Source organism: Streptomyces griseosporeus (genome assembly GCF_014656055.1).
GTDB lineage: Bacteria > Actinomycetota > Actinomycetes > Streptomycetales > Streptomycetaceae > Streptomyces > Streptomyces griseosporeus.
Genome location: NZ_BNBR01000005.1, coordinates 490,173 through 512,232 on the forward strand (window position 1 = coordinate 490,173; position 22,060 = coordinate 512,232).

Sequence of the window (22,060 nt, forward strand, 5' to 3'; positions counted from 1 at the left end):
CTTGAAACAGCGGATCAAGACTCTGCAGTTCCGCCGTCAACTGTTGAACCGCACACTTTCCGGGACTCCAAGATGGATGCTTCAACATTCGAATGCACTCTCCGTGCCCGTTCAAACTATCGACAGGGCGAGCCGATCACGGTGACGTTCGAGATCCGTAACGCGGGGCAGGAGACCTACCGTCTGCTGACCTGGGATCTGCCACTCGAAGATGAACCGCTCAACTTTCTCACAGTAACGCGAGATGGAAACGACATCGCATACGATGGGAAGCTGCTCCGTCGAGGCAGCCCTCTGGCGAAGGAGTACATAAACCTAGCTCCCGGAGCCTCCAAATCGGTCGAGGTTGATATCTCACGCATCTACCCCGTGCAGGCGCCAGGAGAATACACCGTAACACTTAACGCAACAGTGCACGATGTATACGCGATCGCCGAAGACGCCGCCCCCACACACGCTCTTGACGAGTTCGAGCCCCTGCCTCTCGCAGAGACCAGCGTGTCATTCACGCTCTCGCGTGGCGACCCTCCGCGCATGACGATTGGTCAGGCGATCAGGCTCGAAGAGCCACCGCTGTCCGCAGAGCGCGCCGCTACACCATTTCTCGAGGGCGGCACACCCACCCAACGAAACGACACAATTAGCGCGCACAACCGGGCGGCGTCTCTGGCTAGGAGAGCAGGAGACAGGCTACGAGGCAATAATCCCGATAGCCTGTACTACAGATGGTTTGGTGCAAATGGACAAGCGGTCCCACCGTACCCTCCTACACTCCGCGACCTCGTCGATGGAAACTACTACACCATCGCGAACAGGCTGGACGGTTTCCCTCCGGTGGTGTATAACCTGCAAATGATCGACTGCACGCCTAACGTGCACGCGTGGACCGTGGTGAATTCAGGAAAGGTGTTCCTGTGTAAGCCATTCTTGGACGCACCGGTCTATCCTGGATTTTTCTGCAAGTCCATGACCTTAGTCCATGAATGGGTTCACGCAGCATGCGGTATTGCTGGCGACCCTGCATCCGGAGAAAGTGCCTGCTTGAATCTAGCCCGCACCAATCCTCGGAAGGCAATCTTCAACCCTGACAATTACGCCGGCTTCGTCAACGAACTATGATCGGAAGACCCTCCGGCACTTCTACGCCTCCGCGCTGCTGGACGCGGGCGAGAACATCAAGGCGGTCAGTGAAAACATGGGGCATGCCGATCCGGGTATGACCTTGCGCGTGTACGCCCACCTGATGCCCGACAGCCGCGAGCGGGCCCGGCGTGCCATCGACAGCCTGTTTCAGCGTCGCTCGCAGGAAGATCACGGCCCCCAGACGGCCCAGTGAAGTGCGCACGGCCCCTGAACTGCGCTTCTGTGCAGGTCAGGGGTCGTCGTCGTCCGAGAACCCTCTGAAGTTCCTCAACTCTGCTTTGGGTCGCGCGGGGCTTGGGCATCTCCCGGGCACGCACCGAGCGAGGCACCCACGGGGGGCTGCTTCGGGGGAATCTTCCGGGTCTTCGGAAAGGAGGGTGACGCCATGGTCATCGGCATCATCCTGGCAGTGATCGCGGTCGTCGTCGTGGCGATCGTCGTCTCGGCGGTACGCGCCGGCCGGAACGCCCGCAAGTACGCGGGCGCCCGGCGCGGATCCGGCCGCACGGGCGGCCGGTCGTACAGCGGCGGCAGCAGCACCGACTCCTACGCCGCCGGCAGTGCCGGCTGGTGGGTCGGTGACAGCGGCTCGTCCTCGGGCGGCCACCACGGCGGACACGGGCACCACCACTCGGGGCACTCCTGCGGCGGTGGCTCGTCGTCCTGCGGCGGTGGTTCCTCGTCCTGCGGCAGCGGCTCGTCCTGCGGAGGCGGGTCGTCCTGCGGCGGCGGGGGCGGATGCGGGGGAGGCAGCTGACACGGGGCAGCTGAGCTCCAGCAAGGGGGAACCGCATCCGAGAACGACCGCGGGGTCCGGGCCTGGGCCGGGCCCCGCGGTTGTGTGTCCTGTGTGCGTCTTACGGCATGCGCGGGCGTGCGCTCGTGACGTCGGGGCGTGCGCCGAGGTTGAACAGTTGAGCTGTGGAGCCCTCTAGGGGATGGAAACCCTACGAAGTTGGGTAAAAACGCTGTGGCGGCGCCACAGTTCATGATTCCCTCTAAATCACCACCCCAGCCCCTCGGACGTCTTGCGCGGACGCCTGCCCGACTGGGCTGACCGGGCCGATCTCCCGGTGTCGACCGGGGTGCGCCGAACCAACGCCCTCTCCTTTGCGTGCTAGCGGAGCTGATCCATGCTCACGACCCTGAACACCTCCTACACCGACACGCGCGCGGCCGACCTCGCCTGGGCCCTGGGACGCGAACCGCTCCCCGCGCTCGCCACGCTCGACCTCGAACTAGCCGGAGCGCAGCTTCAGTTGCGGCTGCTCGGCGCTTCCCACCAGGTGCTCCTGGAGGAGGAGCGGGGCACCTGCTCCGAGACGGTGGCCTGCATCCCCGGCAGCAGAACCCCGCTGCCGCTCGGCGTGGCCAAGCGCGTGGGCGACTGGGAGTACGAGTTCGCGGCGCGGGTCGAGGTGCTCTCGCCCGGCTCCTTCGCGGGCCGCGCCCAGGAACTCCTCGCCCTGGTCACCGACCACCCGCACGGCCTCGCCGGCGTCTTCCCCGGCAGCCCGCACGCCTTCACGGCGATGCTGGCCCACCGCCGCGACGGCTTCGTGCACTGGCGTACGTGGCACGCGTATCCGCAGGACGGCCAACTGGTCGCGACGCGGACCCGGGTGGGCGTACGGGTGCCGGCGGCGCTGTGACACCGGCGCGCCGGAGGCGGTACGCGTCGATCGGAGCGCAAACCTCCGTGGACCGGACAACGCCCGGTTCCACACGTGTGGGTGACGAAGCGTGCCGTAGGCGTGACGTAACGTCGCTTCCGTGATCGAACCGCACGCGCCCGCCCCGCCCGGCACCCCGCCGCCCTGGGGCGGTCCCGCGCGGCTGCCCGTCCGGCCGGCGACGGGACGGTTCCTCGTGCTGGCGTGCGTGTTCGTGTGCGCCGCCTGCGGACTGGTGTACGAGCTGGAACTGGTCGCGCTCGCCTCCTACTTGGTCGGCGACTCGGTCACCCAGGCCTCCGTCGTGCTGTCGGTCATGGTGTTCGCGATGGGCGTCGGCTCGCTCGCCGCCAAACGGCTGCGCCGGCAGGCGGCCACCGGGTTCGCCGCCCTGGAGGTGCTGCTCGCCCTGGTCGGCGGGTGCAGCGCGCTCGCGCTGTACGCCGTCTTCGCGTTCACCGGCGACTGGGGCGGCATCTGGGCGAACGGCCCGCGCGTGCTGCTGGTCGCGTTCTCCCTCGCCATCGGGCTGCTGATCGGCGCCGAGGTGCCGCTGCTGATGGAGCTGATCCAGCGGGTCCGCCGGCAGGACCCGGGCGGCGCGGTCGCCGACCTGTTCGCCGCGGACTACGTCGGCGCGCTCGTCGGCGGCCTCGCCTTCCCCTTCCTGCTGCTGCCGTTCCTGGGCCAGCTGACCAGCTCCCTGCTGACCGGCGCCGTCAACGTCGTCGCCGGCGGTTCGCTCGTCCTGGGGCTCTTCCGCCGCGACCTCGGCCGCCGCGCCCGCTGGGTGCTGCTCACCGCCAACGTCACGGTGCTCGGCGTCCTCGCCTCCGCCGCCGTCCTCGTCGACGACTTCGAACAGGCCGCGCGGCACGCCGTCTACGGCGACGACATCCGCGTCGCGCTGCAGACCGGCGTGCAGGAGGTGGTCCTCACCGGCGGCACGGCCGGCCGGCCCCTCGACCTGTACCTGGACGGGCGGCTCAGGGTCGGCGGACGCGACGAGCGCCGCTACCACGAGGCGCTGGTCCACCCCGCGCTGAACGGGCGGCACGCGCGCGTGCTGATCCTCGGCGGGGGCGACGGGCTCGCGCTGCGGGAGGTGCTGCGGCACGCGGACGTCCGCCGCGTCGACGTCGTGGAGATCGACGCCGGGCTGGTCCGGCTGGCCCGCACCGACCCCGCGCTCTCCCGCCTCAATGGCCACGCCTACGGCGATGCGCGCGTCCACGTCGCCACGGCCGACGCGTTCGGCTGGCTGCGGGGGGCGCCGGCGGGGTCGTACGACGTGGTCGTCTCGGATCTGCCCGACCCGGGCATCACGGCGAGCACGAAGCTGTACTCGCAGGAGTTCTACGGCCTGGCCCGGCGCGTGCTCGCCCCCGGCGGGAGGCTCGTCGTGCACGCCGGGCCGCTGACCTCCCGGCCGCGGGTGTTCTGGACGGTGGAGACGACGATGCGGGCGGCCGGGCTGTACACCGTGCCCTACCGGGTCGCGGGCCGTGACACCGGCTTCACCGCCGGGCCGGACCGCTCCGCGGGCACCTTCCGGGTGCCGCACGACTGGGGTTTCGTCCTCGCCTCGGCCGACCGGCGGCCGGTGCTCGGGCTGCCGCCGGGCGGGCCGCCGCCGTGGACGCTGACGACGGCCGGGCTGGCGGCGGACGCGGCTGCGGCCGAGGGCACGCGGCTCGGCGGGACGCGGGTGTCGACGTTGGTGCATCCGCGCTACTGAGGTTCGTCCGGGGGAGGGTCGTTCCGGCCGGCGCTGGGTAGAGTCCGCGCCATGGAGCATGAGGTGTTCGTTCCGGTACCCGGCGAGCGGCTGCGGGCGGTGCTCGGCGACCCCGCGCGGGTGGCCCGGGCGGTGCCCGGGCTCCAGCAGGACGACGAGCCGCTGTCCGGCCGGCTCAGGCTCCGGGTGGGCGGGCACACCATCACCTACCGGGGCACGCTGCGGATCACCGCGGGCGACGACGGCTCGTACGCCGTGGAGGCCGACGCGACCGAGGCCCGCGGCAGCGGCTCGGTGAAACCGTCGCTCACCCTGCGCCTGACCGCCGCCGAGGGCGGCACCCGCCTCTCCTTCGCCGGTACGGCGACGGCGGACGGCCGGATCGCCGAGCTGCCGGCGGAGGAGGTGACCGCGGCGGTGACCCGCCTGCTGAACCGTTTCGGAGAAGGACTGGCCGAGCAAGCGACTCCGGAGTCACCGGAACTCCTGTCCGCGGGCCAGTTCGAGACGGCGGCCACGACCGACTTCGAGACAACTCCCGACGCGGACGACGAGCCCCCGCCGCTCGCGGAACGCCCCCCGGCGGCCGACGAGGACCCCGCGCCGTCGGCGTCCGGCGAGGACCCCGCGCCGTCGGCGTCCGGCGAGCAGCCCGCCCCGTCGGTGTTCGACACGGAGGTCCCCCCGCCGTCCCTGGACCCCCTGGCCGACGAGGACGACTACCCGGCCGGCCTCGACGACGACCTCGACGATCCCGCCGCCGGCCTCGACGGCCGCCCCGTGGCCGAGGCCGCCCACGCCCGCCGCACGATGATCGGCCGCAGCGCGGAGGAGGTCGACCACGCCCCGCCGCGCGGCCGCTACGCCCCCGTCCCCGTCCCCCAGACGGTCTCCCCGGCCTCGGCGGCCCTGCGCTGGGCCGTCCCGGCGGCAGCGGTGGTGGTGGCGTCGGCGGTGGTGGCGGGACGGGTGCTGCGCAGGCGGCACTGACCGTGCCCTGTCCGTGAGTCCGGTCGGTCCCGGTCACGCCCCGTCAGCCAGGCGGCGTACCGTCCGCAGGGGCGGGGCCCCGTCGTCGGGGACGTCCGGGGACGCGAAGTGGAACGGCACCCCGAGGTGCCCGGCGAGAGCCCGGCCGGCCTCGCCGGCGACGACGGCCGGGGACACGTCCCCGTGACGGTGCACGGTCGCGAGGTGGCCCTCCCCTTCCGGGTCGTCCAGCAGGGCGACCAGCAGCACGAACCAGCCGTGCACGGTGTCCCCGTCCCACAGCGCCTCGATCGCGGCCACCCGCCCGGGGAGGGCGGCGGCGCGCGCAGCGAGCGACGGGACGTCGAGCGGATCCGGCGGCCGGCGCGGCACTCGGTCACCGAGTGCCTCGTAGCGCCCGCGGACGACCAGTTCCGCGTCGTGCAGTCCGGCGCCCAGCGGCCGCAGCACCTCCCACACCGCCCGGACCGCCGGCAGCGGGCGGTCGTCCAGCACGGCGGCGTCCACCTCCCGGCGCGTCCGCTCCTCCAGGCGGTCCCACCAGCCGGTCACGGGGCCACCAGGGGCCGCGGCTCGTATGTCATGGCTCGAACATACGTCGGCCGTCGCACCGCTCCCGAGTAGGGTCGTCCCGTGAGTAACGAAGACATCACGTTGACCGCGGGTGACGCGGAAGTCGTCGTGGCGCCGGGGAACGGCGGGCGGATCGCCGGGCTGCGGGTGGGCGGCGTCGAGTTGCTGCGGCAGGGGGAGCGGTACGGGTGCTTCCCGATGGTGCCGTGGTGCGGGCGGATCCGGCAGGGGCGGTTCCGGGACGGGGCCGTCGAGCACTCCATGCCGCTCAACGCGCCGCCGCACGCCATTCACGGCACCGCCCGCGACGGCGCCTGGCGGGTCGCACGCCGGGGCGAGGACGAGGCCGTCATCACGTACGACCTGGTCGAGCCCTGGCCGTACCCGGGGCGGGTCACCCAGCACGTCGTCCTCGGCCCGGACTCGCTGACGCTGACCATGGGGGTGGAGACCATCGGGTCCTCCTTCCCGGCGCAGGTGGGGTGGCATCCCTGGTTCCACCGCAACCTCGGCGGTGAGGACGTGCGGATCGACTTCTCGCCCGCCTGGCAGGAGGAGCGGGGGGACGACCATCTGCCGACCGGCAAGCGGATCGACCCGCGGCCCGGTCCCTGGGACGACTGCTTCGGGATGCCCGGCGGCGTCGACGTCACGCTCACCTGGCCGGGGCAGCTGGAGCTGAAGGTCGCCAGCCGGGAGGAGTGGGTCGTCGTCTACGACGAGCAGGCCGAGGCCGTGTGCGTGGAGCCGCAGACCGGCCCGCCGGATGGGCTGAACACCCTGCCCCGGCTGGTCACGCCGCTGGAGCCGCTGGAGGCCACCACGACCTGGAGCTGGAGGCGGCTCTAAGCTGTTCGGCATGACGGACGTCAACGAAGTAACGCCGCCAGGCGCACGTGCGGCGCTGCTGCAGCAGATCAAGGACAAGGCCGTGGTGCACGGCAAGGTGACCCTGTCGTCGGGTCTCGAGGCCGACTACTACGTCGACCTGCGGCGCATCACCCTCGACGGAGAGGCCGCGCCGCTGGTCGGGCAGGTGCTGCTCGACCTGACCGCCGAGCTGGAGTTCGACGCCGTCGGCGGGCTGACCATGGGCGCCGACCCGGTCGCCGCCGCCATGCTGCACGCGGCCGCCGCCCGCGGGAAGAGGCTCGACGCGTTCGTCGTGCGGAAGGCCGCCAAGGCGCACGGACTCCAGCGGCGCGTGGAGGGTCCGGACATCAAGGGCCGCCGGGTGCTCGTCGTCGAGGACACCTCCACCACCGGCGGCTCCCCGCTGACCGCCGTCGAGGCCGTACGGGAGGCCGGTGCCGAGGTCGTCGCCGTCGCGACCATCGTCGACCGGGCCACCGGCGCCGCGGAGAAGATCCAGGACGGCGCGGGGGTGCCGTACCTGTTCGCCTACTCCAAGGACGAGCTGGGCCTCGACTGACCCCGCCACCGGCCTACCCGCCGGTAGCGACCGCCCTGCGGACCACACCTGGACGTTCCGGCCGGGTCTGGAAAGATGGGGCCGACGATGACGTCGCCCCCATGGTCTAGGTCAGGGCCGTAAGCACCAAGAACGCCCACCCGCACATACAAGGAGCGGACAGATGCCCATCGCAACCCCCGAGGTCTACAACGAGATGCTCGACCGGGCGAAGGCAGGCAAGTTCGCCTACCCGGCCATCAACGTCACCTCGTCGCAGACCCTGCACGCGGCTCTGCGCGGCTTCGCCGAGGCCGAGAGCGACGGCATCATCCAGATCTCGACCGGCGGCGCCGAGTTCCTGGGCGGCCAGCACAACAAGGACATGGTGACCGGCGCGGTCGCCCTGGCCGAGTTCGCGCACATCGTCGCGCAGAAGTACGACATCACCGTCGCCCTGCACACCGACCACTGCCCGAAGGACAAGCTCGACGGGTACGTCCGCCCGCTGCTCGCCGTCTCCGAGGAGCGCGTCGCCCGCGGCGAGAACCCGCTCTTCCAGTCCCACATGTGGGACGGCTCGGCCGAGACCCTGGCCGACAACCTTCAGATCGCGCAGGAGCTGCTGGCCCGCGCCGCCGCCGCGAAGATCATCCTGGAGGTCGAGATCACCCCGACCGGCGGTGAGGAGGACGGCGTCTCGCACGAGATCAACGACTCCCTGTACACCACGGTCGACGACGCGATCCGCACCGCCGAGGCGCTCGGCCTGGGCGAGAAGGGCCGCTACCTGCTCGCCGCGTCCTTCGGCAACGTGCACGGCGTGTACAAGCCGGGCAACGTGGTCCTCCGTCCCGAGCTGCTGAAGGAGCTGAACGACGGCGTCGCCGCCAAGTACGGCAAGGCCTCGCCGTTCGACTTCGTCTTCCACGGCGGTTCCGGCTCCACGGTCGAGGAGATCCACACCGCGCTGGAGAACGGCGTGGTCAAGATGAACATCGACACGGACACGCAGTACGCCTTCACGCGTCCGGTCGTCGACCACATGTTCAAGAACTACGACGGCGTCCTGAAGGTCGACGGCGAGGTCGGCTCCAAGAAGACCTACGACCCGCGCACCTGGGGCAAGCTCGCCGAGGCGGGCATGGCCCAGCGCGTCGTCGAGGCCTGTCAGAGCCTCCGCTCCGCCGGTACGAAGATCAAGTAAGGCAGGCGGTCATGGCGGGCCGGGGCGAGGGGGCCGGAGGGTTCCCCGCCCCGGCCTCCGTGCGTCTGGCCTCGCCCACCGGGCGGTGGCTCGTCCTCACCACCGTCCTCGGCTCCAGCATGGCCCTGCTGGACTCGACCGTCGTCAACGTCGCGCTGCCCCGCATCGGCCGCGACCTCGGCGCGGACCTCGCCGCCCTGCAGTGGACGGTCAACGCCTACCTCGTCACGCTGGCCGGGCTGATCCTGCTCGGCGGGGCGCTGGGCGACCGGTACGGCCGCCGGAAGGTCTTCGTCGTCGGCGTCGTCTGGTTCGCCGCGGCCTCGCTGCTGTGCGGGCTCGCCCCGAACGCCGGGGTGCTGATCGCGGCCCGTGCCCTCCAGGGCGTCGGCGGCGCCCTGCTCACCCCGGGCTCGCTCGCCCTCATCCAGGCCTCCTTCCACCCCGACGACCGGGGCCGGGCCGTCGGCCTGTGGTCGGGGTTCGGCGGCATCGGCGCGGCCGTCGGACCGTTCCTCGGCGGCTGGCTGGTGGACGGGCCCGGCTGGCGCTGGGTGTTCCTGCTGAACGTGCCGCTGGCCGCGGTGTGCGTGCCGGTGGCGCTGCGGCACGTCCCCGAGTCCTCCGACGGACGCGCCGACCACGGCCGGTTCGACGCGCTCGGCGCCGGGCTCGGCGCGCTGGCGCTCGCGCTGCTGACGTACGCCCTGATCGAGGCCCGCGAGGGGTCCCTGGTGGTGGCGGTGACGGGGGTCGCGGGTGTGGCGGCGGCCGTCGCGTTCGTCGTCGTCGAGCGGCGGCGGCCCGACCCGATGATGCCGCTCGACGTCTTCCGCTCCCGCCAGTTCACCGCCGTCAACCTGGTCACGCTGTGCGTGTACGCGGCCTTCGGCGGCTTCTTCTTCCTCGCCGCGCTCCAGCTGCAGGTCGTGGCCGGCTGGTCCGCGCTCGGCGCCGGTACGGCGCTGCTGCCGACGACCGTTTTGATGCTGCTGTTCTCGGCGCGCTCCGGCGCCCTGGCCGACCGGATCGGCCCGCGCATCCCGCTCACCGTCGGGCCGCTGCTGTGCGCGGCGGCGATGCTGCTGATGCTGCGGGTCGGCGCGGACGCGGACTACCTGACCGACGTGCTGCCCGCGCTGCTGGTGATGGGCACCGGCATGGTCACCCTGGTGGCCCCGCTGACCGCGACCGTGCTGGCCTCGGTCGACAGCGCGCGGGCCGGCCTGGCCAGCGGCATCAACAACGCGGCGGCGCGGGCGGCCGGCCTGGTCGCCGTGGCGGCGCTGCCGCTGCTCGCCGGGATGGGGCCGGAGGCGTACCGCTCCGCCACCGAGTTCGACCGCGCGTTCGACAAGGCGATGGTGTGGTGCGCCGGGGTGCTGGTGCTCGGCGCGGTGGTGGCCGTCGCGACGGTACGCCGCCCGGTGCCCGGGTGCGCGCGCCCGGAGTGCCGCCGGCACGGCAGCGTGCTGGCACCTCCGCTGGAGGGACGTAAGCCCTCGGAATCGAACCGGTGACTGAGGGCGCGTGGGCCCGCGGAGTCGGACCGGTGAGGGAGGGCGCGCAGAACCGCGCAGTCGGACCGGTGAGGGAGGGCGCGCAGGCCCGCGCGATCGAACCGGTGACAGAGGGGACGCCGGCCCTCGGAATCGGACCGGTGACAGACTGGAACCCATGACCATCCACGAGAACCTCCTCGGGGGCCCGCCCCCGACCCGACTGCCCGACGACCCCGAGCCGCGTGAGCTGCTGGCCGCCGGCACCCCGGCCGCCGACGTCGCCGCGAAGTACCCGACGTCCTCGCTGGCCTGGGCCCGGCTGGCCGACGAGGCGTTCGAGCGGGGCTCGGTCGTCGAGTCGTACGCCTACGCGCGTACCGGCTACCACCGCGGCCTGGACGCGCTGCGCCGCAACGGCTGGAAGGGCCACGGTCCGATCCCCTGGGAGCACGAGCCGAACCGCGGCTTCCTGCGCGCCCTGCACGGCCTCGCCCGCGCCGCGCAGGCGATCGGCGAGCAGGAGGAGTACGAGCGCTGCGCGCAGTTCCTGAAGGACTCCTCGGAGACCGCGGCCCAGACCCTCGGCTGAGCGCCCGGCCGGGCCGGGTGCGACCGTACGGCCCGTCTGTGACCAGGCGGGCCTTGCGGTGACCGGGCCCATTGCGGAGGATGCGGGTGGGGACCGGGGCCCCCGTGCCGGTAACGGCAGGGGCGGACCGCTACCCGGAGTACACAGCAGGAGACAGCGATGTCCCAAGAGGCTCAGGACATTCAGGAGCCCGAGACTCCGCATCTCGATTTCGAAGGCACGACGCCGTACGAGGACTACGTCAAGGCGGACGTGCTCACCCATCTCCAGCACACCCTCTCCGACGATCCCGGAGAGATGGTCTTCCTGGTCACGACCCAGGTGATGGAGCTGTGGTTCACCGTCATCGTCCACGAGTGGGAGACGGCCGCGCGTGCCCTGCGCTCGGACGACGTGCCGACCGCGATCGCCGCACTGAAACGATCCGTCCGTGAGCTGGAGGCGCTGAACGCCTCCTGGAAGCCGCTAGGCCAGCTCACCCCGCAGCAGTTCAACTCCTACCGGTCCGCCCTCGGCGAGGGCTCCGGCTTCCAGTCGGCGATGTACCGCCGTATGGAGTTCCTGCTCGGCGACAAGTCCGCCTCCATGCTCGTCCCGCACCGCGGCGCGCCCCGCGTCCACGCCGAGCTGGAGAAGGCGCTGCACGAACCGAGCCTGTACGACGAGGTCCTGCGGCTCCTCGCGCGGCGCGGCCACGCGATCCCGGACGAGCTGCTCACGCGTGACGTCTCCCGCCGCTACGAACCGTCGGAGGCGGTCGAGGCGGCCTGGACGGCCGTCTACGCGGGCGACCCCGGCGACGACGTGGCCCGCCTCGGCGAGGCGCTGACCAATGTCGCCGAACTGGTGTGGCGCTGGCGCAACGACCACCTCGTCGCCACCCGCCGCGCCATGGGCGCCAAGCCCGGCACCGGCGGCTCGGCCGGAGTGGCGTGGCTGGAGAAGCGCGCGCAGAAGAACGTGTTCCCGGAGCTGTGGACGGCGCGGTCCCATGTCTGAACCGACGAGTGAACTCGCCCTGAGGGCGGAGAAGTCCGACGCCGCCGACGAACTGGCGGGCCTGCGCGAGCGGTTCGTCCTCGACGACACCGTCTACCTCGACGGCAACTCGCTCGGCGCGCTGCCCGCGCACGTGCCGGACCGGGTGGCGGACGTCGTCCGCCGCCAGTGGGGCGAGCTGCGCATCCGCTCCTGGGAGGAGAGCGGCTGGTGGACGGCGCCGGAGCGGATCGGTGACCGGATCGCCCCGCTGGTGGGCGCGGCACCCGGCCAGATCGTGGTCGGCGACTCGACCAGCGTCAACGTCTTCAAGGCGCTCGTGGCCGCCGTCCGGATGGCCGGTGAGGGCCGGGACGAGATCGTCGTCGACGCGTCGACCTTCCCCACGGACGGGTACATCGCCGAGTCGGCGGCCCGGCTGACCGGGTGCGCCCTGCGCCCGGTCCTCCCGGCCGAGGTGCCCGGTGTCCTGGGTGAGCGCACCGCCGCCGTCCTGCTCAACCACGTCGACTACCGCACCGGCCGCCTGCACGACCTGCCGTCCCTGACGGCGGCGGTCCACGCGGCCGGCGCGCTCGCCGTGTGGGACCTGTGCCACAGCGCGGGCGCCCTGCCGGTCGGGCTCGACGAGCACGGCGTGGACCTCGCCGTCGGTTGCACGTACAAGTACCTCAACGGCGGCCCGGGCGCCCCGGCGTACCTGTACGTACGACGGGAACTCCAGCCCCGCTTCGACTCGCCGCTGCCCGGCTGGAACTCCCACGCGGAGCCCTTCGGGATGCGCCCGGAGTACGCGCCGGCCGAGGGCGCCCCGCGCGGCCGGGTCGGCACGCCGGACATCCTCTCCATGCTCGCGCTGGAGGCCGCCCTGGACGTGTGGGACGGGGTGTCGGTCGAGGCGGTGCGCGCCAAGTCGCTCGCGCTGACGGACTTCTTCCTGGAGTGCGTCGGGCGGTACGTCCCCGAGGGCCGCGTCGAGTGCGTGACGCCCCTCGCCCACGCGGAGCGCGGCAGCCAGGTCGCGCTGCGCTGCCCGGACGCCGGGGACGTGATGCGGCGGCTGATCGAACGGGGCGTCGTCGGCGACTACCGCGCCCCCGACGTCCTGCGCTTCGGCTTCACCCCGCTGTACGTCGGTTTCGCCGACGTGGAGCGGGCGGCGCGGGTGCTGGCGGAGACGCTGGCGGAGACGGTGGAGGGCACCTCGCCCGGCTTCTGACCAGCCGTATGCGACGTCGGCGAGGCCCTGCCCCCTACCCGGTGGGACAGGGCCTCGCCGTGCTTTCCGGTCACCTGGCCGTGGCGAACCGTTTACCCCTCACCCTGAGTGACGTCCAGGCTGTCCGTGCACGTCACCGGCCTGATAACGTCCCGGCCAACGGCCTGATTCTCTCCTGGTCCGTCCCCGCCGGTTCATCAAGTACGTTTTGCCGCTGAGAGGTTGGAGCATGCCGGACGACGTCGCAGCAGCCCGGGCCGCCGCCGAGGAGGAGTCGGCCTTCTCGCACCCGCCCGTCGCTCCCGACACCAGCGCCGCCTACGGCGACCACCCCGACCAGGTGATCGACTTCTACGCCCCGCGCGCCGAGCGGGGCCCCGGTGGACCGGCCCCGCTGGTCGTCGTCCTGCACGGCGGCGCCTGGCGCGCCCCTTACGACCGGCGGCACGTCAGCCCGTTCGCCGCCTTCCTGGCCGGGCGCGGCTTCGGCGTGGCCCTGGTGGAGTACCGGCGGGGCACGGAGGGCGACGCGACGCTGGCCGGGCGCTGGCCCGACACCTTCGACGACGTCGCCGCCGCGCTGGACGCGCTGCCCGCCCTGGCCCGGCAGGCGCTGCCGCAGACAGACCCGCGCCGCACGGTCGTCACCGGCCACTCGGCCGGCGGCCACCTCGCCCTGTGGGCGGCGGCCCGGCACGTCCTGCCCGCCGGCGCCCCCTGGCGCCTGGACGGCCCGCCGCAGCTGCGGGGCGTGGTCGCGCTCGCCCCGATCGCCGACTTCACGGTCGCGGAGAAGCTCGACGTGTGCGGGAACGCGGCGCTCCAACTCCTGGGCGGAAACGAGCTGTTCGCCGAACGGCAGCCGTACGCCGACCCCGCCCTGCTCCTCCCGACCGGCATCGCGACGACCCTCGTCCAGGGCCGCGCCGACCTCGACGTCCCCCAGGCGGTCGCCGAGGCCTACGCGGACGCGGCGGCCAAGGCGGGCGAGGTGGTCGGCCTGACCCTGCTGGAGGACGTCGGGCACTTCCCGCTGATCGACCCGGTGGCGGACGCGTGCGCGGTGGTGGCGGAGGAGATCGCACAGTTGGCGTGGTGACGCCGTGGCTCTCGGAGGGCTCCGACCGCCCCGCTTGCGGGCGGGCCCCGTCGTACCCGTAATACCTGAGAGCTACGCGGCGGATGAGCTCCCCGGCGGGACGCGGACGAGGCGTCGCGCTCCGTAACTTCCTTGTCGGACGGGCCCGATGGGCGGGCCGGACGGCGGGGAGACGACGATGGGTGCGGGGGAGCGCGGCGGGGGCCGGTGGCCTGTACGGCAGCGGGCGGTGCGGGGGCGGACGGCGTCGCCGGTGCGGCCGGGGTCTGCGCGAGGACGCGGGCTTGTGCGGGCGTTGCCGGCGGCGGTCGTCGTCACCGCGATCGTGCTGCCCCTGTCCGCCGCGGCGCGGCCCGTCGTGCCCGCCCCGCCGCCGGCGCGGCTCGCACCGGCGACCGCGGCCACGCTCGCCGGGACGTACGCGGCCCACCGGGGCAACGCCGAGAAGGCGTCCCGGATGGCCGCGGCGCACGGCGACGACCGGAGGGCCGCCGCGGACCGTGCCCTCGCCGCGCCGGGCAGACAGCTGCTGGCGTTCGACGGGCGCGGGTCCGGGCGGGCCGTCGAGGTGCTCGGCGACCTGGCCCGCGCCGACCGGGTCGCCGTGCTCGTGCCGGGCTCGGACACCTCCCTGGACACCTACGGCCGGTTCCGCGCGACGGCCACGGCCCTGTACGACCGGCTGGTCCACGAGGCCCCGCCCGGCACCGGCGTCGCGGTCGTCGCCTGGCTCGGGTACGAGACTCCGGGCACGGTCGGCACGGCCGTCCTGACACCGGACCGGGCCGACGAGGCCGCGCCGGAACTGCGCGAGCTGATACGGCAGTTGCCGCTCATCACAGGACCGGGCAGCCACGTGGCGCTGCTGTGCCACTCCTACGGTTCCGTGGTGTGCGCCCGCGCCGCCTCCGGACCGGCCGTGGACGACATCGTCCTGATCGGCAGCCCCGGCACCGGCGCGAAGGACGTGACCGCGCTGCGCACGACCGCGCGTGTGTGGGCGGCCCGGGGCGCGGACGACTGGATCGCCGACGTTCCGCACGCCCGTGCCGAACTGCTCGGCGTGACCGTCGGGTTCGGCACCGACCCGGTGTCGCCGCAGTTCGGCGCCCGCGTCTTCGCGGCCGGCGACGGCGGCCACGGCGACTACTTCCGGCCGGGTTCGGTGTCCCTGGCGAACCTGGCCCGGATCGTGCTCGGTGAGCAGGCGGAGGTGTCCCGTGCGTGACGGCATCCGGCACATGGCCGCCCGGATCGACTCCGCCACCCCGGCGGACCGGGACCGGGCCGTGGACGCGCTGCGGGCGTGCGCCATCCTCGGCGTGGTGCTCGGCCACTGGCTGGTGACCGCCCTGGTCTCCGAGGGCGGCACCCTGCGCACGGACAGCCCCCTGCGCGCCCTGCCCTGGCTGGCCCCGGTCTCCTGGGTCTTCCAGACGCTCGCCGTGTTCTTCCTGGTCGGCGGGCACACCGCGACCGCCGGTCTGGCCTCGGCCCGGGCCCGCGGGGTGCCGTACCGGAGATGGCTGGCGGCCCGGCTGGCGCGGCTGTGGCGGCCGGCCGCGGCGATGCTCGCGCTGTGGACGGTGGTGGCGGCGCTGCTGCTCGCGACGGGCGCGGAGTTCACGACCGTCCGCACACTGGTGAAGCTGGCGCTGTCCCCGCTGTGGTTCCTGCTGGTCTTCGCCGGGCTGACCGCGGCGACCCCGCTGCTGACCCGGCTCAGCCCGCTGTGGCCGCTCGCCGTCGTCCTCCACGTGGACCTGGTGCGCTTCGGCCTCGGTGGCCCGTCCTGGCTCGGCTGGGTGAACGTGGCGGCGGGCTGGCTGGTGCCCTACACCCTCGGCGCGGCCTGGACCCGGGGCGAGCTGGAGGGCCGCCGCGCCGGGTGGGCGCTGCTGGCCGGCGGGGCGGCGGCGACGGCGGCACTCGTCGCGGGGGCCGGGTATCCGGCGTCGATGGTCGGGGTGCCGGGCGCGGAGGTGTCCAACCTGAACCCGCCCACGCTGGCCGCGGTCGCCTTCGGCCTGGCCCAGTGCGGCGGCGCCCTGCTGCTGCGCGGGCCGCTGCGGCGGGCGATGCGGCGGCGGCCGGTGGCCTGGGCGGGGGTGGCCGTGGCCAACCTGTCGGCGATGACGGTGTTCCTGTGGCACCAGACGGCGCTGATGGCGGCGACGGCCGCCGCGCTGCCCGCCGGCCCGCTGCCCGGCCTGCACACCCGCCCCGACGACCTGCGCTGGGTCGCCGCCCGCCTCGTCTGGCTGCCGCTGTTCGCGCTGGGGCTCGTGGTGTGCCGGTCGGCGTTCCACGGCTTCGAGAGCCGACGGGGCCGTACGGAGCGGCGGGGGTCCACGGGCAGCGACTCCCGGGTGGTGCGGGCACGGCGGCCGGCGGGGGCGGCGGCGGGCGGCAGGCCGGAGCCGGCGGGCGACGGACCCGAACCGGTGGGCAAGGGGCCGGCGACGGCCGGTGAGGAGGTGGGGCGGCGTGCGTAGGGTGGTGCCGATGAACGGGGTGGGGGAGCGGCTGGCCCGCGAAGCGCGGGTGCTGTGGGGCGAGCTGTGGGCGGCCGGGCGGGCGCCGTTGCCGCCGTCGGTGTGGCTGCGCTGGCTGCCGCACGGGCTGGTGTGCCTGGTGGCGTTCGGTGTCGTGATCGCCAACGGGGACCAGGTGGGGCAGGGCTACCGGCAGGGCACGGAGTACGCGCTGCTGTGCTCGCTGGCGCTCGGCGCGGGCGTGGTGCTGGCGCTGTGGTGGCCGGTGCAGGGCTGGTGGCTGTCGACGGCGGTGAACGTGGTGACCGCGGTGGGCGCGCGGTCGCAGCTGATCTCGGGTCAGGCCGAGCCCGATTCGCCGTGGCCGTGGACCCCGCCGGGCATCGTGGCGGAGGCCATGGTGCTGCTGCTGCTGGCACTGCGGATGCCCACCCGGGTCTCCGTCAAGATCCTGGGGCTGACCGCGCTGGTGACGGCCGTCGTGCAGGGCTGGCTCGGCGGGTCGAACTACGCGCCCACCGGCACCTTCGCCGTCGCCCTGTTCGCCGGTGTCGTCCTGCTCGGCACCGCCCTGCGCGGCCGGCGCGAGGCCCGCCACCAGCTCGTCGAGCAGGCCGGCATCACCGCCGAGGAGCGGGCCAGGCGGGCGCTGCTGGAGGAGCGCAGCAGGATCGCCCGGGAGCTGCACGACGTGGTCGCGCACCACATGTCGGTGATCTCCATCCAGGCGCAGGTCGCCCCGCACCTGGTGGAGAACCCGTCGCAGGAGCTGAAGGAGAACCTCGCCGGCATCCGCAACAACGCGCTGGAAGCCCTCACGGAACTGCGCCGGGTGCTCGGCGTCCTGCGCTCCGAACACCCGGAGGACGCGTCCGGTGTGGCCGCCCCCGGCACCGGGCCCGCGCCGGACGCCCCGCAGCCGACGCTCGACCGGCTCGACGCCCTCCTGGACAACGCGCGCTCGGCGGGGCTCACCATCGCCACCGGCATCCAGGGCGAACGGCGGCCGTATCCACAGGCCGTGGAGCTGTCGGCGTACCGGATCGTGCAGGAGGCGCTGAGCAACGCGATACGCCACGCGCCGGGCTCCGCCGTAAAGGTGGAGATCGCGCACCTTCCCGACGGACTGTTCCTCGGGGTGACCAACTCCCGCCCCACGCGGCCCGCGGCGCCGTCCCCGGGCGTGGGGCACGGCCTGCTCGGCATGCGGGAGCGCGCCGCGATGCTCGGCGGCCATGTGACGGCGGTGCCCAGTCTGCACGGCGGGTTCATGGTCACGGCGTTCCTGCCACGCGACGGCCGCCGCCGCGCACCGGCCACGCCACCGGCACCGGACACCCGCCTGCCCGCGGCAGACCTGATGTTCCCGACCTCCCCGACCTCCCCGACCTCCCCCGACTCCCCGACCGGAGAAGAGACCCCATGACCAGCGGCACCATCCGGGTACTGATCGCCGACGACCAGCAGATGGTCCGCCAGGGCTTCACCGTGCTGCTCAACACCCAGCCGGACATCGAGGTGATCGGGCAGGCGGTGGACGGCCTGGACGCCGTGGCGCGGGTCGCGGACCTCGCGCCGGACGTCGTCCTGATGGACATCCGCATGCCGGAGCTGGGCGGCATCGAGGCGACCCGGCGCATCAAGGGCGCCACCCCCGAGATCAAGGTGCTGGTGCTGACGACCTTCGACCTCGACGAGTACGTGTACGACGCGCTGCGCGCCGGAGCGTCCGGCTTCCTGCTCAAGGACGCCTCTGCCGAGCAACTGGCCGACGCGGTACGAGTGGTGGCGGCCGGGGACGCGCTGCTCGCGCCCGGCGTCACACGGCGGCTGATCGCGGAGTTCGCCCGCCTGGACGGCACCCCGCGTCCCCCGCTGAAGGAGCGCGTCGGTGATCTGACCGAGCGGGAGACGGAGGTGCTCACGCTGATCGCGCAGGGCCTGTCCAACGCGGAGATCGCCCAGCGGCTGGTCGTCGCCGAGCAGACGGTGAAGACCCACGTCGGCCGCATCCTGGTCAAGCTGGGCCTGCGGGACCGGACCCAGGCGGCGGTGTTCGCGTACGAGTCGGGGCTGGTGAGACCGGCGGGATACTGAGCGAGCCGGGCTGCGGCGGGCGGCCGGACCAGCGCAGGGCAGGCCGGCGCAGGCCAGGCCAGGCCAGGCCAGGCCAGCGCAGGGCAGGCCGGCGCAGGCCAGGGCTGGTCAGGCCAGGGCGGGCCAGGCCAGGGTGGGGCAGGCCAAGGCAGCCAGGGCAGGGCCGCGCCCGCCGGACGGGTTCCCCGAGGGGTGTCCGGCGGGCGCGGGGTCAGTGCTGCCGGGTGTCCGCGCCCTCCGCCACCACCACCGCCGTCGCGATGCCCGCGTCGTGGCTGAGGGAGACATGCCAGGTGGTGATGCCCAGGCGGGTGGCGTGGGCGCTGGCCGGGCCGTGGGTGTGGACGGCCGGGCGGCCCGAGGCGCACTGGGTGACCTCGATGTCCCGCCAGCCCACCCCGAGCGGGCCGCCGAGCGCCTTCAGGACCGCCTCCTTGGTGGCGAAGCGGGCCGCGAGGGAGGCGGGGGCCCGGTCCGTGCCGGCGGGGGAGCGGCGTTCGGCGGGGGTGAAGAGGCGGTCGGCCAGGGCCGGGGTGCGGCCCAGGCTGCGGGAGAGGCGGGCCACGTCGACCACGTCGGCGCCGACCCCGCGGATCACCGCCTGCCCCCGACGCCCGCGAGGCCCAGGGTGTCCAGCACCCGGCGGGTCACCTCGTCCGCCGTGCCCTCGGCGTCGACCGTGCGCAGCAGGCCGGCGTCGGCGTAGAACCGGGCGACGGGCGCGGTCTGTTCGGCGTGGACCGCGAGCCGGTCCCGTACGGTGGCGGGCCGGTCGTCGCTGCGCTGGTACAGCTCGCCGCCGCACTGGTCGCACAGGCCGCGCACGATCGGCGGCGCGGTGCGCAGGTGGAAGATGTGGCCGCTGTCGCGCAGGCACACCTGCCGGCCGCCGATCCGCCGGATCACCTCCTCCTCGTCCACGACGAGGTCGAGCGCCGCGGTCAGGGCCGTACCGGTCTCGGCGAGGATCGTCTCCAGTGCCTTCGCCTGGACGGCGCTGCGCGGGTAGCCGTCGAGGACGTACCCGTCGGCGGCCCGGCCGGAGTGCAGGCGGCCGCGGACGATCGCCGTGATGAGGGCGTCCGGGACGAGGCGGCCGGAGTCGATGAAGTCCGCCGCGCGGCGGCCCAGGACCGTGCCGGCCGCCACCTGTTCGCGCAGCAGGTCACCCGTCGACAGATGCGGTACGCCGAAGCGTTCCGCCAGCCGTCCGGCCTGGGTGCCCTTGCCCGCGCCCGGCGGGCCCAGCAGGACGAGGCGCATCAGACGACCTCCTCCGCCGGCCGGGGCGCCCCGCGCCGCAGCGCCGTCACGATCAGCGCCGAGCAGATCAGCAGTCCGCCGGTCAGCCACAGGCCGGGCCGTACCGAACCCGTCCAGTCCTTCAGCCAGCCGGTGAAGTAGGGGGCCGCGAAGCCGCCGAGGCTGCCGATGGTGTTGACCAGCGCGATACCGGCCGCGGCGCCCTCCTTGCCGAGCATCGCCGTGGGCAGCGCCCAGAACACCGGGATCGCCGACAGCACACCGATCGCGCAGACGCTGATCACGACCATCGTGGCGAGCGGGCCGTGCATGTAGAGGGCGACGGGGACGGTCACGCCGGCCAGTACGGCGGGCAGTGCCACCGTCCAGGCCGCGCCCGGGGTGCGTTGCGCCCGCCGGCCCCACACCAGCATGGCCACCGCGCCCAGCGCGTACGGCACGGCGTTGATCAGGCCGCGCTCGACGATGGAGAACTCGCGGCCGTTGTCGCCCTGGAACCCGGCGATGATCGTCGGGAGGAAGAAGCTGAGCGCGTACAGGCCGTAGACGATGCCGAAGTAGGCGAAGCCGAGGGCGAAGGTGCGCGGGGTGAACCAGCCGGCGCCGCGTCGCTTGACCGACGGCTCCGGCTCGTCCTCCGCAACCCGGGCCAGCAGCCAGTCCCGTTCGGCCTCGGTCAGCCAGCGCGCCTCGCGCGGGCCGTCGGGCAGCGCCCGCCACACCACGACCGCCAGCAGCAGCGCCGGGACGCCCTCCAGCAGGAACATCGCCCGCCAGCCGGGCAGTCCGGCCAGCCCGTCGGCGTACTGGACGATCAGGCCGGACAGCGGGGCGCCCAGCGCGGTCGACAGGGGCAGCGCCACGAAGAAGACCGCCATCAGGCGGGTGCGGACGTTCTTCGGCAGCCACAGCGTCAGGTAGAAGACGATGCCGGGCAGGCAGCCCGCCTCCGCGACGCCGAGCAGCAGCCGGGCCGTCTGGAGCTGGCCCGCGCTCGTCACGAACGCGGTGAGCGTGGCCACCACGCCCCAGGAGACGAGGATGCGCACCAGCCAGGCGCGGGCGCCGAAGCGGCGCAGCGCCATGTTGCTGGGGACCTCCACCACCGAGTAGCCGAGGAAGAAGATCCCGGAGGCGAGGCCGAACGCGGACGACGACAGGTTCAGGGCCTCGTTCATGCCGTTCGGCGCGGCGAAGGCGATGTTGCTGCGGTCCAGGTAGCTGACCAGGTACAGCAGGCCGAGCAGGGGCAGCAGACGGCGGGCGACCTTGGCGTAGAGCCGGTCGGCGGCGATCGTCTGGCCCGCCCGGGCCGCCTCGGCGGCCCGGGTCGAGGTCAGGGGAGTGGTCACGAGGCGTCCTCCAGGAGGTGTGCCAGATCGCCCAGGGCGTCCTTGATCTGCGCGTGCGTGATGTCGCCCAGGCGCAGCACCTTGAACGGCAGTTCGGCCGCGGTGACGATGGTGGAGGAGGCGGTGGTGCCCTGCTTCTCGCCGCGGATCACCATGTCCACGGAGGCGCCTATCTGCTGGACGGCCAGGTCCAGGTCGACCAGCACGCCGTCGGCCTGACCGGACAGGTTGGCCGAGGTCATCGCGACCGGGTGGCCGGTGAACTCGATCAGGCGCTGGATGGTCGGGTTGGACAGGCAGCCCAGGGCGACGGTCGGGCCGCCGCACACCAGGTGGTCCGGGATGCGGTGGTTGCGGGGCAGGACGATGTTGAACGGGCCGGGCCAGAAGGCGTCCGTCAGCCGGCGCACGGCCTCCCGCAGCTCGGCGGGGACCTCGGTGTACTCCTCCCACTCCTGCGGGTGCCGCACGAACAGGGTCAGCGGCGAGGTCGGCGGGCGGCGCTTGATGGCGAACGCCCGCTCCACGGCGGCCCGGTTCCACGGGTCCAGGGTCAGCGCCAGGTTGGTGTCCGAGGGCGCCACCACGACCCCGCCGGTGCGGACCAGGGTGCCCGCGGTGCGCAGGTTCTCGTCGGTGGGGGCGGCGACATTGGCGTACGTGTCGACAGTCATGTGTCTCACTTCCGGTGTTGTTCGAAGAAGGCTGTG

Annotated in this window: 22 protein-coding genes and 1 pseudogene; 18 read left to right on the plus strand and 5 right to left on the minus strand. The window is 73.4% G+C overall.

What is annotated here, in order from left to right; all coding sequences use genetic code 11:
• The first annotated feature begins 141 nt into the window (after positions 1–141).
• From IE308_RS25295 to IE308_RS25320, 6 genes and pseudogenes are all read left to right on the plus strand, one after another.
• The gene (locus IE308_RS25295) at positions 142–1,119 is read left to right on the plus strand and encodes a M35 family metallo-endopeptidase (RefSeq protein WP_190219667.1); all 978 of its coding nucleotides are present in this window, start codon (positions 142–144) and stop codon (positions 1,117–1,119) included.
• A 7-nt stretch (positions 1,120–1,126) separates the two neighbouring features.
• Positions 1,127–1,336 (plus strand): annotated as a pseudogene (locus tag IE308_RS25300) (tyrosine-type recombinase/integrase); the annotation flags it as partial.
• Between the two features lie 192 nt (positions 1,337–1,528).
• Complete coding sequence (locus IE308_RS25305; RefSeq protein WP_190219668.1) at positions 1,529–1,900, plus strand: hypothetical protein; 372 nt, start codon at positions 1,529–1,531, stop codon at positions 1,898–1,900.
• Between the two features lie 376 nt (positions 1,901–2,276).
• Positions 2,277–2,795: a DUF2617 family protein gene (locus tag IE308_RS25310; protein WP_110629404.1), complete on the plus strand. Its 519-nt coding sequence runs from the start codon at positions 2,277–2,279 to the stop codon at positions 2,793–2,795.
• A 121-nt stretch (positions 2,796–2,916) separates the two neighbouring features.
• Positions 2,917–4,554, plus strand: coding sequence for a polyamine aminopropyltransferase (locus IE308_RS25315; protein WP_190219669.1), 1,638 nt, complete (start codon positions 2,917–2,919; stop codon positions 4,552–4,554).
• A 51-nt stretch (positions 4,555–4,605) separates the two neighbouring features.
• Positions 4,606–5,544, plus strand: coding sequence for an SRPBCC domain-containing protein (locus IE308_RS25320; RefSeq protein WP_190219670.1), 939 nt, complete (start codon positions 4,606–4,608; stop codon positions 5,542–5,544).
• 33 nt (positions 5,545–5,577) lie between these two features.
• Here IE308_RS25320 and IE308_RS25325 read toward each other — a convergent pair whose 3' ends face one another.
• Complete coding sequence (locus IE308_RS25325) at positions 5,578–6,096, minus strand: hypothetical protein (protein ID WP_190219671.1); 519 nt, start codon at positions 6,094–6,096, stop codon at positions 5,578–5,580.
• Between the two features lie 81 nt (positions 6,097–6,177).
• Between IE308_RS25325 and IE308_RS25330 the strand changes: the two genes are divergently transcribed.
• From IE308_RS25330 to IE308_RS25385, 12 genes are all read left to right on the plus strand, one after another.
• Positions 6,178–6,966 (plus strand): aldose epimerase family protein, encoded by a 789-nt coding sequence (locus tag IE308_RS25330; protein WP_190219672.1) that lies wholly within the window; start codon positions 6,178–6,180, stop codon positions 6,964–6,966.
• Positions 6,967–6,976: 10 nt separating this feature from the next.
• Entirely contained in the window at positions 6,977–7,549 is a 573-nt protein-coding gene (gene pyrE / locus IE308_RS25335; protein ID WP_110629409.1) for an orotate phosphoribosyltransferase, read from the plus strand.
• Positions 7,550–7,712: 163 nt separating this feature from the next.
• On the plus strand, positions 7,713–8,735 hold the full coding sequence (fbaA, locus tag IE308_RS25340; RefSeq protein ID WP_190219673.1) for a class II fructose-bisphosphate aldolase: 1,023 nt from the start codon (positions 7,713–7,715) through the stop codon (positions 8,733–8,735).
• 11 nt (positions 8,736–8,746) lie between these two features.
• Positions 8,747–10,255, plus strand: coding sequence for an MFS transporter (locus tag IE308_RS25345; RefSeq protein WP_190219674.1), 1,509 nt, complete (start codon positions 8,747–8,749; stop codon positions 10,253–10,255).
• Between the two features lie 157 nt (positions 10,256–10,412).
• The gene (locus tag IE308_RS25350) at positions 10,413–10,826 is read left to right on the plus strand and encodes a DUF3151 domain-containing protein (protein WP_110629412.1); all 414 of its coding nucleotides are present in this window, start codon (positions 10,413–10,415) and stop codon (positions 10,824–10,826) included.
• Between the two features lie 159 nt (positions 10,827–10,985).
• Entirely contained in the window at positions 10,986–11,825 is an 840-nt protein-coding gene (locus tag IE308_RS25355) for a tryptophan 2,3-dioxygenase family protein (RefSeq protein WP_190219675.1), read from the plus strand.
• Positions 11,818–13,044 (plus strand): kynureninase, encoded by a 1,227-nt coding sequence (gene kynU, locus IE308_RS25360; RefSeq protein WP_190219676.1) that lies wholly within the window; start codon positions 11,818–11,820, stop codon positions 13,042–13,044. Before IE308_RS25355 ends, kynU begins: the two co-directional genes overlap by 8 nt.
• 229 nt (positions 13,045–13,273) lie before the next feature.
• Positions 13,274–14,143 carry an alpha/beta hydrolase gene (locus IE308_RS25365; protein ID WP_110629415.1) on the plus strand — a complete coding sequence of 290 codons (870 nt, stop codon included), beginning with the start codon at positions 13,274–13,276 and terminating at the stop codon, positions 14,141–14,143.
• A gap of 286 nt (positions 14,144–14,429) precedes the next feature.
• Positions 14,430–15,371, plus strand: coding sequence for an alpha/beta hydrolase (locus IE308_RS25370; protein WP_308440126.1), 942 nt, complete (start codon positions 14,430–14,432; stop codon positions 15,369–15,371).
• Positions 15,372–15,384: 13 nt separating this feature from the next.
• A complete protein-coding gene (locus IE308_RS25375; protein WP_110636821.1) occupies positions 15,385–16,638 on the plus strand; it encodes an acyltransferase family protein in 1,254 nt (417 codons plus the stop codon).
• A gap of 10 nt (positions 16,639–16,648) precedes the next feature.
• A complete protein-coding gene (locus tag IE308_RS25380; RefSeq protein ID WP_190219678.1) occupies positions 16,649–18,064 on the plus strand; it encodes a sensor histidine kinase in 1,416 nt (471 codons plus the stop codon).
• Positions 18,061–18,735, plus strand: a complete 675-nt coding sequence (locus tag IE308_RS25385) for a response regulator (RefSeq protein WP_110629417.1) — start codon at positions 18,061–18,063, stop codon at positions 18,733–18,735. The genes IE308_RS25380 and IE308_RS25385 overlap by 4 nt, the downstream gene beginning before the upstream one ends.
• 211 nt (positions 18,736–18,946) lie before the next feature.
• Here the strand turns inward: IE308_RS25385 and IE308_RS25390 are convergent, their stop codons facing one another.
• The 4 genes from IE308_RS25390 to IE308_RS25405 are packed head-to-tail and all read right to left on the minus strand — an operon-like array spanning position 18,947 to position 22,024.
• Positions 18,947–19,333 carry a holo-ACP synthase gene (locus IE308_RS25390; RefSeq protein WP_190219679.1) on the minus strand — a complete coding sequence of 129 codons (387 nt, stop codon included), beginning with the start codon at positions 19,331–19,333 and terminating at the stop codon, positions 18,947–18,949.
• On the minus strand, positions 19,330–19,998 hold the full coding sequence (locus tag IE308_RS25395; protein WP_110629419.1) for an adenylate kinase: 669 nt from the start codon (positions 19,996–19,998) through the stop codon (positions 19,330–19,332). The genes IE308_RS25390 and IE308_RS25395 overlap by 4 nt, the downstream gene beginning before the upstream one ends.
• A complete protein-coding gene (locus tag IE308_RS25400) occupies positions 19,998–21,350 on the minus strand; it encodes an MFS transporter (RefSeq protein ID WP_229909050.1) in 1,353 nt (450 codons plus the stop codon). The genes IE308_RS25395 and IE308_RS25400 overlap by 1 nt, the downstream gene beginning before the upstream one ends.
• Positions 21,347–22,024 (minus strand): L-threonylcarbamoyladenylate synthase, encoded by a 678-nt coding sequence (locus tag IE308_RS25405; RefSeq protein ID WP_110629420.1) that lies wholly within the window; start codon positions 22,022–22,024, stop codon positions 21,347–21,349. Before IE308_RS25405 ends, IE308_RS25400 begins: the two co-directional genes overlap by 4 nt.
• Positions 22,025–22,060: the final 36 nt, after the last annotated feature.

What these genes read in the sequence shown, in the direction of transcription:
- kynU (WP_190219676.1), top strand. Translation starts at nt 11,818, where the DNA reads ATGTCTGAACCGACGAGTGAACTCGCCCTGAGGGCGGAGAAGTCCGAC.
- IE308_RS25365 (WP_110629415.1), top strand. Translation starts at nt 13,274, where the DNA reads ATGCCGGACGACGTCGCAGCAGCCCGGGCCGCCGCCGAGGAGGAGTCG.
- IE308_RS25395 (WP_110629419.1), bottom strand. Translation starts at nt 19,998, where the DNA reads ATGCGCCTCGTCCTGCTGGGCCCGCCGGGCGCGGGCAAGGGCACCCAG.
- IE308_RS25345 (WP_190219674.1), top strand. Translation starts at nt 8,747, where the DNA reads ATGGCGGGCCGGGGCGAGGGGGCCGGAGGGTTCCCCGCCCCGGCCTCC.
- pyrE (WP_110629409.1), top strand. Translation starts at nt 6,977, where the DNA reads ATGACGGACGTCAACGAAGTAACGCCGCCAGGCGCACGTGCGGCGCTG.
- IE308_RS25350 (WP_110629412.1), top strand. Translation starts at nt 10,413, where the DNA reads ATGACCATCCACGAGAACCTCCTCGGGGGCCCGCCCCCGACCCGACTG.
- IE308_RS25320 (WP_190219670.1), top strand. Translation starts at nt 4,606, where the DNA reads ATGGAGCATGAGGTGTTCGTTCCGGTACCCGGCGAGCGGCTGCGGGCG.
- IE308_RS25305 (WP_190219668.1), top strand. Translation starts at nt 1,529, where the DNA reads ATGGTCATCGGCATCATCCTGGCAGTGATCGCGGTCGTCGTCGTGGCG.
- IE308_RS25355 (WP_190219675.1), top strand. Translation starts at nt 10,986, where the DNA reads ATGTCCCAAGAGGCTCAGGACATTCAGGAGCCCGAGACTCCGCATCTC.
- IE308_RS25385 (WP_110629417.1), top strand. Translation starts at nt 18,061, where the DNA reads ATGACCAGCGGCACCATCCGGGTACTGATCGCCGACGACCAGCAGATG.
- IE308_RS25405 (WP_110629420.1), bottom strand. Translation starts at nt 22,024, where the DNA reads ATGACTGTCGACACGTACGCCAATGTCGCCGCCCCCACCGACGAGAAC.
- IE308_RS25375 (WP_110636821.1), top strand. Translation starts at nt 15,385, where the DNA reads ATGGCCGCCCGGATCGACTCCGCCACCCCGGCGGACCGGGACCGGGCC.
- IE308_RS25380 (WP_190219678.1), top strand. Translation starts at nt 16,649, where the DNA reads ATGAACGGGGTGGGGGAGCGGCTGGCCCGCGAAGCGCGGGTGCTGTGG.
- IE308_RS25310 (WP_110629404.1), top strand. Translation starts at nt 2,277, where the DNA reads ATGCTCACGACCCTGAACACCTCCTACACCGACACGCGCGCGGCCGAC.
- fbaA (WP_190219673.1), top strand. Translation starts at nt 7,713, where the DNA reads ATGCCCATCGCAACCCCCGAGGTCTACAACGAGATGCTCGACCGGGCG.